We start from the raw sequence: 16,180 nt of genomic DNA, 5'->3' as shown, positions 1-16,180 counted from the left end.
ATAGATAATCCAAGTATCCGAGATCATATATTATTTACGATTGAAAATAATCAAGATCTTTTGAATAAAAAAACTAAAGTGAATAATATTGAAAAATAAAATCAATAAAACTTCATATTTATTAAAATAAGGAAGGGTCAAGATGATCAAAGTGCAAACAAAAAATCTTATTGTCTTTTTCACCATCATTGGGTTTGTGCTTAACGCAGGCTCGCCAGGCATCGCGCAAATCAATCCTTCGTGGGGCAATCATGAGCCAAACGGGACAGGCAATACCTTGCCGCCTTATCCCAACGGCGGAACATTTGTCCGCCAAGACCCTATGCCCAAAAACTTACAAGACATTACAATTTTCTCCTCAACAAATAAAAACATTTCTTTACACTTAGAACTTCAAGATGCCTTTGATTATGAAACGGTTTACGGGTCAGATGGAGAAAAATATCGCCGCTACAAAGCGGACAATCGTTATCAAGTTTTATCAGGGCCTGGTCAGCCTGAAATCTTGTCACGCCTGATATGGCTGCAAGTCCCGTTTGATGCTAAAAATATCAAAATTCAAGAGACCAAACCAAACTTTAAAGAAGAAAATAAAGAACGAATCAACCTTTATCCACGCCCCCACATAATCTTTGAAGAAGACAAAGAAAAGAATATTCCTATCGAGCAAGAACAGTTTTATATCGATGACGAGTTATATCAAAAAGATACCTGGAGCCCTGTTGAATACGCTTCAATCACTCAAGAAGGATACAAGCATGGGATGCACCAGATTCAAATAGCCATTCCTGCCATGCGTTATAATCCAAAACAAAAAAACCTTAAAGAACTAAAGGCCATGTCTTGTACGATTAGCTATGAAAGTGAATCAAGAAACAACAACCTTAACACCATAGACGCATCCTCTGATCCTTTTCATGAAATATTTATTGATACCATTGCTAATTATGCCTATCAAAAGACTGAACCAAGTCTAAATCCAACCCAGGGATTTGTTAAGGAAATACCGCTTGAAGGTTTAACGGATCCTGATTGGGCCAATAGTAACGATTTTTTCCCTGATTATCTTGTGATTGCCGCGAAGAAATTTCGCACGAGCCCGGCCTTGATGAATTGGGCAGGACATCGATCAACCTTTGGCGATCAACATAAAATTGCCATCGCGTACACGGATGAAATCTATCAAGCCTATAACCAACAAAACACAAAAGAGGAAAATATTAAAGACTTCATTCAGATGGTATATGATTCCTGGAGACCGGTATCTCCATGTCCAGTTGTAAATCTTCACTATCTTTTGTTAGTGGGCGACGCGGACTACAGTCATGATAATGAAGAATGGTTTTTACCGACCTGGAGGACACAAGATCCGTACATGCTATCAGGGAGCGCGGGAGACAATGACTATGTCTGGTTAGAAGAAGAGAGCGGCACAGTCGAAGATTATCTAAACGATGTTCTGCTCGGCAGGCTTCCGGCTCAAACAGAAGAAGAACTCGCTATTCTAACTAATAAAATTATTACTTTTGAAAACAATCCTCCACAAACAGAAAACCATTATGGCACACGAATTCTTTGGATGTCATCGGGGCCAACAGAAAATCTTGTACGCGATTTGATTGTTGGCACATCCAAAGAGGATAGTAAGTATGAGCTTGAAGAGTATAATTGTAATTATGAATTTGGGATACCGGAATTTTCCTATGATAATGACAAAATAAAGAATTTTCTCGATACTGATGGAGCCCTTTTTCTCTCATATATGGGTCATGGTTCCCCATCTTTAGCATACGAAGGCTGGACAGGATGGTATCCTGGCGTTATTCCAGAAGAATTAAACAATGCTGGCAAAATGCCATTGGTTGTTATGAGTCACTCTTGTTCAACAGCACGGTTTGATTACGCGCATCCAGAATACAACAATATGATCTTTCCCTCATATGGAGAAAACTGGATTAAAAAAGCAGGTAGCGGATCAATTTGTTTTTGGGGAGCAACACGGCAAGCTGGTGGCTCAACCTGGTCAAGAGATCAAAATTTTTATCAAGCGATCATTGATAATAACAGAAGAAATCTTGGCGTCATTCTTGATGAAATACGAGCCTACTACCCTATCACTTACTTTTATAATGTTGACTATCTTCACCATAAAATATTTATCCTTTTAGGCGATCCCGCGATTTCATTTGCTCCTCATTTCCAGCAGTCAACAAAACCTGACTTTGGAGTACTTTCAACAGTTTCATACTCAAATCCTTGCGAAATTGGCAGTATAATGAGCGTTTTTTCTAAAATCATAAACAATTCTCCTCGAGCCATGTCAAATATCCACTATCAATTGTTTTCCGTAAACGAAGGGAATGTAGAGCCATTATGCAATATTAAATCCGCTTCACTAGAGCCCTATATACCAAAATCCACTCCTGCTGATAGCTGGATATATAATGGTGAGTCTAGCATACATTTAATGTGCTGGGTTGATCCACTCAATTTATTTGATGAACGATCTGAATTTAATAATCATATTAATTCAATAAGGAAATATTATCCTATCTATGTTGATCAAAAGCATATCGGCGAAGAACATGGAACACAAAAAAATCCCTACGGTGATCTGCCCCTAGCACTGCAACATGCCGAAGAACATGATCTTATTGGAAAACATTATTATGGCGGGAGGACTTCTTATATCCCAATCTACCTTTATAGTGGGTCTTATGGTAATGGAAGAGAGCTTGATTGTGACAGACAAATCCTTCTGGAAGGCAAAGATGGACACGATCAAACAATCATATATGATCACTTAACATTAAGTGCGCCAAGTATTAGTATTAAAGATATTACATTTAATGGCAGCAAAATGGACAGCCCATTGTTGACTCGTTTACGTCCTGAGAATAAGGCTTCCGGTCAACGTACCACAAGTTCAAACAGCATTCTTCGATCTGTTTTTAAGAATTCCAATAATTACGCGATAGATACGGACAGATCACTTATTTTTGAAAACTGTCTTTTCTTTAATAATTATGGCGTTATACGTGATCTTGAAGATGATGGATATTCTAGGTCAATATGGCTTGAAAATACAACTGTTTCTGAAAATGAAAATAATTTAAAACTTTCCAACAGCTATCAAAGCGGCAAACAACTTTATTTCTTTTCTAACGACAGTATTTTCTGGAACAATGGACCTAGCGTTTTACCTGAAGAATTTTCAACAAATGATCTAAGGATTAAAATTGCGTACTCTGATTTTGATGATCTCCTTTTTCTTGAAAATATGTATCCTAATTTTGTGCCAGAAGGCAACATTTTAGCTGATCCGAAATTTATGAATCCAAATAGACGTAACTTTCATCTTAAGCCAAATTCACCATGCATTGATGCAGCAGGCTGGGGGATCGATCCAGATGGCAGTCCTAAAGATATGGGAGCCTATGGAGGTTACGACGCCACAATAAGACCAATAAGAATTATAAGCCCAATCCATGAAGATACAATATACGTCACAGCACCAGAGATTCCCTTTGAATATGCGCTTGATATTCAATGGAACGCGTATCAGCTTAGCCCTCAAGATCTTGTTCATATTGAAATTTATCATTTCGAATATGAACAAATGGCTCCAGATAAAGGTAACCCTGTTTTTCACTACCTTACGAAAAAAGTTGTAGACCTCGATACCCTGGCAGAAAACAACGGCGTTTACTCAACAATTATTGAGCAAGCAATTCCAACTCGGGCCTATTGGCTCACAATAACAAATCATCAAAATTCAAAGGAGTTTGAAAAGATTAATTTTATAATTTCATCAGAGCAAACATCGATTCAGAGTAATCGATAAATTGTTATTTATAAAAAACATAAAAACTTCATATTTATTAAAAAAGGAAGGGTCAAGATGATCAAAGTGCAAACAAAAAATCTTATTGTCTTTTTCACCATCATTGGGTTTGTGTTTAACGCAAGCTCACCAGGCATCGCGCAAATCAATCCTACGTGGGGCAATCATGAGCCAAACGGCACAGGCAATACCTTGCCGCCTTATCCCAACGGCGGAACATTTGTCCGCCAAGACCCTATGCCTGAAAACATGCAAGATATAACAATTCTTTCATCAGATCATAAAGGCATTAGCCTTGAGGTCGAGTTTCCTGATGTTTTTGATTATGAGCTTGCACAAAGTCCGTCCGGACAAGATTATCGAAGATACAAAGCCAGCGGTGAGTTTAAGGTTCTTGGTGACATCGGTAGTCCCGAAGTTCTTCATCGAATTATTTGGCTTCAAATCCCAAAAGACGCTAAGAATATTAAGATCAATAAGATAAATTTAGGTCTTACCGACTTTAAAAATGAAAATATTGATCTGTATCCCATTCCAGAAATTGTTTTTAAAGAACTTGACAATGGCATAATGGCAAGTCAAGAGGTATTCACCATTAATGAGGATGTTTATCTTGATGATAAACCTTTTCCGGATTATCAAGCCAAGATGATCGAAGAAGGCTTTAAGCACGATATGCATATTATTAAAATTTCCGTGCCGACACTGTTCTATTATCCTAAAGAAAAAACCACTCAAAGAATCAAACTTGCTCAGATCAAGATTAGTTATGAAAGCAGCAATAAGAACAATAAATTTATTATAAACACTGGAAGAGATCCTTTTCATAAAGTATTCAACGCGCTTATTCCTAATTATGCGTATGAAAAATCCAGCGAGCAAACACCCAGCCTAGGCAGTATTGTTGAGGTAAGAGGTGAGGATCTAACTAACCCAAGCTATGGGTATCATCCTGATTATCTTGTTGTTGCGGCTAAAATATTTGATGAAGACCCGCTAGCCCATGAGCAACTTATGAACTGGGCGAGTTATCGTGCTGGCGAGGAGGGACAACAGGGAGGCGATTACAAAATTGCCATCGCTTATGTAGACGAGATCCATCTCGCCTATTCCCAAGCCCTTGTCGAAGAAAGCATCAAAGAATTTACCAGAATGGTTTATAAAAATTGGCGTCCGTCTGTAGCAATGCCTACCTTAAAATATTTACTGTTAGTCGGTGACGCGGACATCGGAGGCAATGCAGCTCCTTGGTTTCTGCCAACCTGGCGGTCTAGCGAGGAATCTCTAGATGCGGGGGATAATGATTATGTGTGGTTGGTAGGGGACGATACGCTTAATGATGTTATGCTTGGACGTTTACCTGCGAAAGATGCCGAAGAACTAGGTATAATGGTTTCTAAAATCATTAATTTTGAAAACAATCCACCCCAAGGAGAAAATCATTATGGAACACGTTCTATTCTTTTAGCAGGAAATTATGCGAACCAGAAATTAATAGAACCAAAAGAAACAAGTACGATAATCCGAGACCTTCTTTTGCACAATAAGCAAGAAATCGATGAATTTGATGACGAATATTTTCCAAAACTCGGTAATGTTTCTGACTTCTTTCGTTATGACAGTACAAAAATCACAGATATTTTAAATGAGGATGGGGCTCTTTTTGTGGGATACCAGGCACATGGAAGCCCTGTCTCTTGGTTTCCACCTGTTAATCCTTTTGAATTAACGAATATTGATAAATTACCAGCTCTCGTTCTAAGCCACGCCTGCAACACAGCTAAAATCGACCATTCGAATGACTGCCTTGGAGAAAGATGGCTTAAACACGAAGACGGAGGAGCTGTTTGTTTTTTTGGGGCAACACGCGGACCCTCTATAGGATGGTTAGACCAAGCATTCTATTCTATTTTTAAAAATCATCTTTATACCTCCGGTCAAGCTATTGATAAAACAAGAGAAACCTTTTTGGGTCATAACGGATGCGAACGTAACCATAAAATACATATTCTTCTTGGTGATCCTGCCCTTGACTTTAGTGGTCATATTGGTCAATCAACAAAACCGGATTTTACATCAAAGTCTACAACTCTTGCACCAGAGCTTCCAACCAACCTTGGTGAAGTCACGAATATTTCGTGCGAAGTTCATAATAATAGTGAACAACAGGATGTCGAGAATGTGACGATAAAATTATTGTCAATCAATGGTTTTGAAAACGGTGATGTTGAAAAAGAGGAACTTGAATCTTGGGACATTCCGCTTTTTCTCCATCAAACGTCTTTTATAGGCAACTATGAATGGACTTACGCAGGTGAAAGCGCACGTCATTTTATGACCTGGCCTGACCCTGATGACACAATCGATGAATTATCCGAGATCAACAATTGTTTTAATAGTCAAATTAAATATTTTCCTATTTATGTCGATAAAAGCAACGCCAGCGGCATTGAGCATGGAACGCAACAATATCCCTACTCGCATCTTTTAGATGCGGTCGAACATGCCCAACTCAAAGACAAAATAGGAGATAGCTACAAACCCGATCCACAAAAATCAATCGAAATTTATCTTAATGATGGATCCTATGGCGATGGCAATACAATTTTTTGTAAAAGTTTAGCGTTAAGAAGTCTTAACGGCCCAGACAAAACCACTGTTTATGACAAAATTTATTCCAATGGCGCTTCTGTTAGTCTAGAAGGGATTACTTTTGATGGTAGATACGCAACCGGATCTGCCGTTTATATCAATCCGACCTTTATGAATACTAATGATGAAAAGAATCTATTTGTCCGCAATATATTTAAAAACTGGGATGATAACGCCTTTATGATTGATTGCGACATTCTACACAGTGTTAACCCAAAATATATTTTAAACAATAATATTTTTACAAAAAATTATCGCGCTATCCGAATCCAGGTACCTGAAGAACAAACTTATCGAAAATCATCCGCAGCGGTCCATTTAATTAATAATACTATTTTTAATAATGAAAATAACCTCCATATCGTTACATCTTACGATAATGAACTGCATTTAAATTTAATAATATTCAACAATATTTTTTATGATACAGGGGTAACGTCCGGATCCGGAAATTTCCCTAACAATATGTCTCTTCACGCTTACTATAACGATGTCAACGATTCAGTATTATGGGAAATATTTCAATTAGGAACCATTTTAGGCAATATCAGCGAAAATCCTGAATTTATGGATCCGGAAAAAGAAGATTTTCATCTCAAACCAATATCCCTTTGCATCAATGCGGGACATACTCACAACCAATATTATGACCCGGATGGAAGCAGAAATGACATGGGTGCTTATGGCGGACCTAAATCAATTATCCGTCCAATCCGTATTATCAATCCTGTTCATGAGGAAACAATCATTGCGGACATAGAAAATCCGATTCCAATTAATATTCAATGGAATGCCTACAAGCTTACTTCGAACAATTATGTCGAAATAGAAATGTACCATATAGAATACGAACAAGCAGCCCCTGACAAAGGAAATAATACACCTTGCCATTATATTGGCAAAAAAGTTTACGATCTTGAAAATATACTTGTTTTTGATACCGGAAGTTGGTCTTTTAATTTAAATCAGCAAGCAGAGAGTCAGTTTTACTATTTAACAATTCGAGATCCATTTGTTAATATTGGAGATTTTGAGAAAATTAATTTTATAATTTCATCAGAGCAAACATCGATTCAGAGTAATTGATAAATTGAATATGGGTAAGAAGACCTAATTGTGCCAAATTTTTATAAAAATTTGGCACAATTTATATTGTAATATATAAATCTTCTGGAAATTTTTTATTCTAAGTATTTTATATCGAGAATATCCTTGTTTTACTCTCAAAATATGCTATATTCTCCGAAAAAGAGTAACAATGATGCATAATTACAAAAAAATAAAGTGGATGTTTTTTGCTTTGGTGGCCTTTGGACTGGCCGTAAGTGCTTGTATTTTTTCAAAATTTGTTTCGGCTATGCCGCAAAAAGAGATGACTAGTCTCGATGCCATGCCAGCGCGAGTTCTTGTTTCTGGCGGTCAAGAAGTCTTTGTGAGACCAGCCCTGAAATCTTTTCCTGAAAGCAACGAACAAAAATTTAAAGACACCTTTGATAACGCTATCATCTCTTCACAAACAGATCAATATCGCAAGGATCAACTTTTCATCAGATTCAAGGAAGGCACAGGTCTTTGTGTTGTTGCCACTGATTTGATAAAAGACAAAAAGAAATTTGAGCAAGTGACTGGAACAAAAAATCTGGATATCTTAAATGAAACATATGCTGTGCAAGAGCTAAAACCATTGATTAACTCCGACTCTTTGGCATCGCGTCAGCACTTTGTCGGATCTATTTCGTCACACTTAGCAAAATCGATCGAACAAAAACAGAAGCAACAAATCGCTGATAGTATCAAGGAGATGAATACTCGATATCCCAAACGATCGCGTCATGCCGTTCCTGATCTCCAGGCGCACCTTGCTGCAAAGCTTACCAATACTTTTATCATGGTCTTTAATAGCGAAAAAGTCACGATCGGTGAAGTTAAAGCCGCGTACGAAAATGATCCCAATGTCGAATCTGTTGAATTCATTAGCAAAGCCTATATATATTACGAGCCTACAGACCCCTATTATTCTTCAACCGGTACTTGGGGGAATGTGTATCGAGACATGTACGGTCTGACCCCAGATTTTATGCACGCTGGTGACCCTATTGCCACGCAAGGAGCTTGGGCAAAATCTAAAGGAGACGGAGTTATTATTGCTGTCATTGATACTGGTGTTGATTATGCTCATCCGGATATTAAGGCAAATATGTGGCAGAATAAAAGTGGGCATTATGGTTATGATTTTGTCAGCGATGACACAGATCCCATGGATGACCAAGGACACGGCACGCACTGTGCAGGAACCATTGCCGCTGCAGAAAATGGCCTCGGCGTTATTGGAGTCGCGCCTCTCTCGAAAATCATGGCATTAAAAGGCTTAGACTCCCAGGGAAACGGGTATGATGATGACCTTGCCTCAGCGGTCTTCTATGCCGTTGAGAATGGAGCCGATATTACAAGCAGCTCATAAGGCGGCATAGGATATTCCTTTGTTCTGGAAAATGTCTTTGGTTTTGCCCATGCTAGCGGATGTGTCAATGTTGTGGCTGCAGGAAACTCTGATACGGATGTTATTTACTCTACTCCAGCCAATATACGAAGTGTCATTGATGTGGCTGCTAGCGATTTTAATCATGAAAAAGCATCGTTCTCTAATCACGGATTCAAAATTGATGTTTCAGCCCCGGGTGTGGATGTGCTATCTCTCAGAGCTACGGGAACAAACATGTACGGCGATGAAACGCATATTGTTGACAACAACTACTATCGAGCTAGTGGAACATCCATGGCATGTCCGCACGTGGCGGGCGTCGTGGCGCTGATGAAAGCCCAGCATCCTGATTGGACTAATGAGGAGTTGCGGTCAGCCTTACGTGTTTCAGCAACGGATCTCGGTAATCCAGGATTTGATATTTACTTTGGTTATGGGCTCGTCAACGCTAACGCAGCTTTAGAAGTCCAAGCTCCAATAGCCGCTAGAATATTCTCGCCACAACAACACCAGCAACATTTTGAGAATGAAACAATTGAAATTCGAGGGGTAGCTTATGGACAGTCATTTAATTCATACAAGGTTGAGTATGCGCAATCAATGGACGGGCCTTGGCTGTTAGCGGATAACGCAAAAGCCACTGAACAAAAAAATCTAGAGATTGGACCAAACGGCGAAATCGCATACCCAATTCTAGCCACGCTTAATGTTTTAGAAATCAATACTCTGCTCTATTTTAAATTAACTGCTTTTGATCAAAACAATCGCGCATACATAGATCTTGTTCAAATTTTTAACAACTGGAATAATGGAAAAATTTTTGCCAGCAATGAAACAGACCAAGATGCCTTTGGTTTTTATGGATTATTGATTTCAAATGATACCGCTATCATTGCAACTCCTACAGCCAATAATTTTAAAGGAGCTGCCTATCTTTTCTCGAGAAATTCAGATGGTAGTTGGCCTCACCAAGAAACAAAAAAACTATCTATCGGCAACAACGTATCAACTTCTTTTTTTGGTTGGGGCGTCTCAATTTTTGATGACACAGCTGTTGTCGGTGCAGACTCCTTTGCGTGTGTTTACGATCGAAATCCTGATGGATCGTGGCCTTCCCAGTATACACAGCTGATTCAAGGATTTCCGCAGCCAGGACACAGTAGACTTTTCGGAAATACGTTTTTTTTAACAGAAAACACACTCTTTGTTTCAGACGCCAACGCTACTGTAAACAATGTGAAATCTGGCGCTGTTTATATTTTTAATAAAAATGCTAACGGTGCTTGGCCTGAAAATGCAAGCCAGATTATTGCGCCAAGCGATGGAGTTATTAACAGTGCTTTTGGGACCAGCCTTTGCGCTCAAGATAACACTCTTGTTGTCTCAGCTCCTTGTTGGTCTGCTAATCGGTCGGGTGAGATTTATATCTTCACGCGTGATCCCAATACCGGCCTTTGGTCAGAAAACCAGATTATTTTTCCTAGCGATGCGGTGCCGAAAAATTATTTTGGTGAAGCCGTATCTATTTCTGGAGAGACATTGGTTGTTGGAAGCGATGGGATAAACTCCAGCAATATTGGCGCTGGGGCAGCCTATATATTTATTAAAAATACTGATGGCACGTGGCCTCAAGAGGAAACTCAGAAAATTTTGCCTTCAGATGGTATCCCCGGACAATTTTTTGGCCGATCTATTTCCATCGATGACGATGTTATTCTCGTTGGGTCTTATGGTGGATCAAATCAAGAGGGTGCATATCTTTTTAAAAAAAACGCAGAAGGATCTTGGCCGGCAACGGAAACAAAAAGAATTTTACCACCAGATGGATCCTCTCCCGATCTTTTCGGAGCCCAAGTTTTTGTAGCGGCAAATAAGATGCTTATTGGAAATCCTTTAGGACACGGTGCAACACCTATGGTGGGTAATGCTTTTATTATCTCAAAGCATTTAATTTCGGGGATCATTTCAGAAAACGGCATTCCCTTAAAAGACGTTGTGGTAAGGACAGGTGACCCCGACATAGAACCAGTAACGACGACAGTTGATGGCCACTATCAGTTTGTTGTCCCAGAAAGATGGTCAGGCTGGATCCGTCTTTCAAAGGATGGATATTGTTTTAATCCTGATAACGGAACGTCTACTTACACTCATGTAATAGATGATATCATTCAAGATTATACAGCGATGGCATCCTCTGCAGAGCAAACCTTGAATCTTCACAATGGTTGGAACATGATTTCTTTAAATGTTCAACCAGGAAATCCGGCCGTTGAGAGTGTTTTCGCAGCGTTGGTGGCTGAAGGAAAATTGGATATTGTTAAAGATGGGGCAGGCCACATTTTTTGGCCTGCGCATAACATTAATACGATCAACAACATGAGCGTTGCACAAGGATACAACGTTAGGATCAACCAAAATGCAACTTTATCCGTTCAAGGGAGCGCTATTGTCTTACCAATGACGATTTCACTTAATCCCGGGTGGCGCATGATGGGTTATCCAGTGACTTCTCCAAGACTGATCGTAGATGTTTTTTAAGGAAATGAATCAAATTTTGTTATTGTTCAAGATGGCACGGGTCACATATATTGGCCCCAAACCAATACAAATACAATTGAACAAATGCAGCCTGGCCGAGGCTATTACATTAAAGTCTTACAGCCATTTGATATCATATTTGACCAATAAACAAAGCCATATCCTGCACAGAAGAAATAATTAAAAAGTTCATGCGGTAAGAATTTAAGGGCTGCCCCCGCCAAAGAAGAGGCAGCCCTTTTCTTGAAAAACCCTTTTTTCCTATCACAATTAAATTAATTACTATTTATGTTAACGTGGGCATTCTAGGGCTTCTCTTGGCAAAACCTAAAATATCTTTGGAAACTCAATCAACTGATAGCAATCGATAAAGAATATTAATTAATATTAAATGATTTTAGTTTGAATCTCTTCTAAGTCCGAATTGAGCTAAATTTCTATAGAAATTTAGCTCAATTTATGTTTTAATATATAAAACCTTTTAAATCTTTTATTTTTATTTTATGCAAAAAATCCTTCAAAAAATTCTAGAATTCTCAAAAACAGCTCAACCCTGCGCCTTAGCAACAGTTGTTGAATCTACCGCTAAAGGCACTCCTCAAAAAGCTGGAGCCAAAATGATGGTATTTCAAAACGGAACTATTGAAGGCACGATAGGAGGAGGGGGCAACGAAAAAAAAGCGATCCAGGAAAGTCTCGCAGCTATCAAATCTGGAACCCCACGCTTAATTGAACTTAATTTTTCTAAAAAAGAAAAATATCTCTGCGGTGGTACGTTGAAAGTTTTTATCGAGCCAATCCTGCCTCAAAACAAGCTTATCCTCTGCGGAGCAGGACATGTTGGCCTGGCTCTATCTTTTTTAGGAAAATTTCTTCAATTTAATGTAACTATTATCGACACCCGAAAAAAATTTATCGACAAAAAGAAATTTGCGCATGTCGACCACATAATTAATCCATCCTCAGTCGGAACCTTAAAAAATCTCAACATCAATCAAAATACATATATTGTCATCGCCACGCACGACCATGAGACTGACTTTCAATTTCTTAACCATTTTATTAAAACAAATAATGCCTATTTAGGTGTGATTGCTAGTCGATCAAAGCGAAATCAATTTATTGCCCAACTGCAGGCAAAAAAAATATCTCAAAAAATAATTAACAAAATCCATATGCCCATTGGACTTGATATCGGTGCTCAAACTCCTAATGAAATCGCTTTATCGGTCATGGCTGAAATAATATCTATTACAAAAAAAGAATTTGTTGGTACAAAAAAATTCAATCTCAAGAAGAAGGGAATAATAAAATGACAAAACAAGATGCTATTGATTTAATTAAAGATGCTGGATTCGGCTTTTTGGCAACAACAGAAGGCGACCAACCGCGGCTACGCCCAGTCGGTCCATATGTCACCGAAGAAGGCAAGATCCTTATCGCGCTTCTTTCTCACATACGCTCTATCCCACAAATCAAAAAGAATCCAAAAGTTGAAATGTGTTTTGTCGATCGAAAAATGTCCTATTGCCGTATCGCTGGAAAAGCAATAGTTACCAACAGTGACGAAAGCAAGAAAACCATGTGGGACAACAGCCCCATGCTCAGGCAATATTTTAGTGGACCTGAAGATCCAAATTTTTCGCTTGCTGAAGTGGAAATAACTCAAGCCGAGGCTATGTCTGCTAGCGACCAATCTCCCCAAGAAATTAACTGGAAATAGAAATTTTATTCGTCTTTTAAAGAAAATCTTTATTCAAGAAAATTGAATTCAAAAAATATTTTATTTTCGTAATTCTATCGTTTTTCCTGTATTTTGAACCGAACAACTTTCCAGAGAAGAATTTAAAGAGCCCGCGGAAACAAATTTCAGCGGGCTCTTTAAATTTCACCTTCTAAAACCAATAAGTTCGTGTTTATTAAGGAATTCTCAACTATTTTCAATCTTATTTTTTTCGTACTAAAATCAGATATATTATAAATCATTACGCGGCAAATAGTTATGACGAATTAATAACGTTCGAGGAAACGGTTTCTTAAGACCTCTACAAATAACCTTTTCGGCATTCCTGTATGCTATATTTGTAGAAAGATTTGTTAAATTAATGCTATGCCACGGAGGAAAAAATGAAGAATTGCCTATTCCAAGCAAGAAAATTTAAAACAGTAAAAACTATTATTTCCCTAATCATGGTGCTCGTTTTCCCAAGCACAACTTCGCTCGGTTATGCAAATAATCACTTTTCGCGAAATATGAAAACCAAAAAAGTTTCTGGCAAACAACCCGGCCAACGAAACACTTCAGCCAAGACAAACTCTGATAAGACAATAAGCGTAACATACACTTTTGATGCTCCAGAACTAACACCTCAAAAAGATGATTATTACAGAATAACCATGCCCGCTACAGAAACAGAAAGCGAAGTCGGAAAGCCAGAGATACCGGTAAGTTATGTAAAAATATTATTACCGTTTGCAACAGATTTAGATTCCTACGTGGTTACCCCTAAAGAAAAAATAACACTGCCAGGCATGTATAAAATAAGCTATGGAAAAAAACCAATTCCCATGCTGCCAGAACAGGAATTAATTGATAAAGGATTTAATTTATCTCTTGCGCAACCCGATCAAGACATCTATTCATCGGCCAGCAAGTATCCAGCTCAAATCTCCACGCCAGTATTAAAACAAGTCGATCGAGGCTATACATTTACAACCATGAATTTGCATCCGGTAGAATATATCCCAGCGACAGGAGAGATTTCCTATTATAAAAGCATCACGGTAAAATTGACAACCAAGCCAAGCACTATTAAATACAGCTACCGTGCCAAAGAAAAAGATAAGGACTTAGTTTTAGACGCGTATCTATCAAATATTTCTCATGCGGCCAATGCGCGCAAAACTGACAAATCAACACAAGCTATCGACAAAGCAACAGCTTTACAAGCTCTAAGCGATATCCAAAAAGAAATAAAGCCAAACATCCTAGAAAGCTATCCTACAGATTTTCAATCAATATCTTCCTCTATGTCTAAAGGAGAAGTTTATCCAGACGGAAGGAGCTTGTCCGGAGCAGGTGCTGCAGTTCCCATGGGAGGAGGTCCTTTGCTTAATCCTCTGACAGAAACTTGTGAATATCTTATCATTACAAGCGATGCACTTAAAGATTCATTCCAGGTACTTGCAGACCATAAATCAACAAGACCTATAAATCCAATATCAGCCTGCGTTGTAACGGTTGAAGATATCTATGCAAATCAAGACTATAGCTGTACTGGCCCTTATAATTGGGGAGATACGTGCGGCTCAAACAACCAATTTAATGACAATCCAGCAAAAATAAGAAATTATATCCGATATGCTTATCAAGAGCTTGGGACAAAATATGTTTTATTGGGAGGGGATGCAGATAGGTCTACAATTACAAGCGGAGAAACAGAACCCCCGATTGTACCGGTCAGATACCTTGGAAACTTTGGGATACAGAACTATTACTATGACAATGTTAATGGAGTTTATGTATACTGGTATACTGAAACAATTGAAATTCCATCAGATCTCTACTATTCAAATCTTGATAATAGCTTTGATGATAACGAAGATGGAACATTTTTTGGGCTCTTTTCCTTCGATACGTTAAATGGTTCCACTTCCGCTACCTTAGATCCAAATCTGGATCTCGAGTCAGAAGTGTTTGTTGGCCGCGCATCTGTAGATAGTGTCACAGAAGCAAACAATTTTGTTCAAAAAACTATTCTTGCTGAAACAAACAATGATCGTATCGACCCTCTAATGGTTGGAGAATATTTAGGTCACTATGGATCAAATTATAGATATGCAACAGAAGACTTAGAGGAAATTAAGAATGGCGGAACATATCACGGATATGCGACTGTCGGTTTTACTTCTACGTATTCTGATAGCGAGGTCGGCACACTTTATGATGAGGCTACTGGCGGATATCCATCAAATACCCCACCTGCATATCTATGGTCCAAAAATGTCTTGACAGGGCAAATGAATGATGGAATTACTTTAATCAATCATTTCGGCCATGCTAATAACACATATGTTATGAAATTATCTTTAAATAATGTTTCATCTTTAAACAATCCAGAACCAATGTTTATTTATTCGCAGGGTTGTTATTCCGGCGCTTTTGATAACTGGGCTCCGGGTGACTCTAGCCACAATCAAGGTTATTTGATTGCCAATGATGCTATTGTCGAAAGATTTACTACTATTCCTTCACAAAAAGGAGCTTTTGCATCTGTTATGAATAGTAGGTATGGATGGTTTAGCTCCGTATCAACAAATGGGCCATCTCAGCATTTTGCTAGATGGTTCTGGGATGGAGCATTTAATAATGAAAGCGGCCTTGAAGAAAAAACTTTAGGAAGACTAAATTCATATAGTCATGAAAAGAATATTTTTAGAGCAGGCACTTTTATGGGAAGCTTTATATTTACAGAAACAAATTTATTAGGAGATCCAGAATATCAATTTAATTTTTCAGATGAGCCTATTAATACACCACCAACAGCTGACGCTGGAAGTAATCAGACTGTAGATGAAGGAACACTTGTTCAATTAAATGGTTCAGGATCATCAGATCCACAAGATGATGATTTAACATATTTATGGACTGCGCCTGCAGGAAT

6 protein-coding genes and 1 pseudogene are annotated in these 16,180 nt (G+C 38.4%); all 7 read left to right on the top strand.

Going from position 1 to position 16,180, the window contains the following annotated elements:
* The first annotated feature begins 142 nt into the window (after positions 1 to 142).
* Positions 143 to 3,844: a C25 family cysteine peptidase gene (locus PHY73_05130; GenBank protein MDD3375087.1), complete on the top strand. Its 3,702-nt coding sequence runs from the start codon at positions 143 to 145 to the stop codon at positions 3,842 to 3,844.
* A gap of 57 nt (positions 3,845 to 3,901) precedes the next feature.
* Positions 3,902 to 7,582, top strand: coding sequence for a C25 family cysteine peptidase (locus PHY73_05125; protein MDD3375086.1), 3,681 nt, complete (start codon positions 3,902 to 3,904; stop codon positions 7,580 to 7,582).
* 991 nt (positions 7,583 to 8,573) lie between these two features.
* Positions 8,574 to 9,404: pseudogene (locus tag PHY73_05120) on the top strand (S8 family serine peptidase).
* A gap of 174 nt (positions 9,405 to 9,578) precedes the next feature.
* The gene (locus PHY73_05115; GenBank protein MDD3375085.1) at positions 9,579 to 11,516 is read left to right on the top strand and encodes an FG-GAP repeat protein; all 1,938 of its coding nucleotides are present in this window, start codon (positions 9,579 to 9,581) and stop codon (positions 11,514 to 11,516) included.
* Between the two features lie 503 nt (positions 11,517 to 12,019).
* On the top strand, positions 12,020 to 12,832 hold the full coding sequence (locus tag PHY73_05110; protein MDD3375084.1) for an XdhC/CoxI family protein: 813 nt from the start codon (positions 12,020 to 12,022) through the stop codon (positions 12,830 to 12,832).
* The gene (locus tag PHY73_05105; protein MDD3375083.1) at positions 12,829 to 13,239 is read left to right on the top strand and encodes a pyridoxamine 5'-phosphate oxidase family protein; all 411 of its coding nucleotides are present in this window, start codon (positions 12,829 to 12,831) and stop codon (positions 13,237 to 13,239) included. Before PHY73_05110 ends, PHY73_05105 begins: the two co-directional genes overlap by 4 nt.
* Before the next feature lie 404 nt (positions 13,240 to 13,643).
* Positions 13,644 to 16,180: C25 family cysteine peptidase (locus tag PHY73_05100; protein ID MDD3375082.1), on the top strand; the 2,537-nt coding region annotated here is incomplete at its 3' end.

This window comes from Candidatus Omnitrophota bacterium (assembly GCA_028693815.1).
Taxonomy (GTDB): domain Bacteria; phylum Omnitrophota; class Gorgyraeia; order Zapsychrales; family Aceulaceae; genus Aceula.
This window is presented reverse-complemented; position numbering and strand designations above follow the sequence as displayed.

What these genes read in the sequence shown, in the direction of transcription:
- PHY73_05130 (MDD3375087.1), top strand. Translation starts at nt 143, where the DNA reads ATGATCAAAGTGCAAACAAAAAATCTTATTGTCTTTTTCACCATCATT.
- PHY73_05125 (MDD3375086.1), top strand. Translation starts at nt 3,902, where the DNA reads ATGATCAAAGTGCAAACAAAAAATCTTATTGTCTTTTTCACCATCATT.
- PHY73_05115 (MDD3375085.1), top strand. Translation starts at nt 9,579, where the DNA reads ATGGACGGGCCTTGGCTGTTAGCGGATAACGCAAAAGCCACTGAACAA.
- PHY73_05110 (MDD3375084.1), top strand. Translation starts at nt 12,020, where the DNA reads ATGCAAAAAATCCTTCAAAAAATTCTAGAATTCTCAAAAACAGCTCAA.
- PHY73_05105 (MDD3375083.1), top strand. Translation starts at nt 12,829, where the DNA reads ATGACAAAACAAGATGCTATTGATTTAATTAAAGATGCTGGATTCGGC.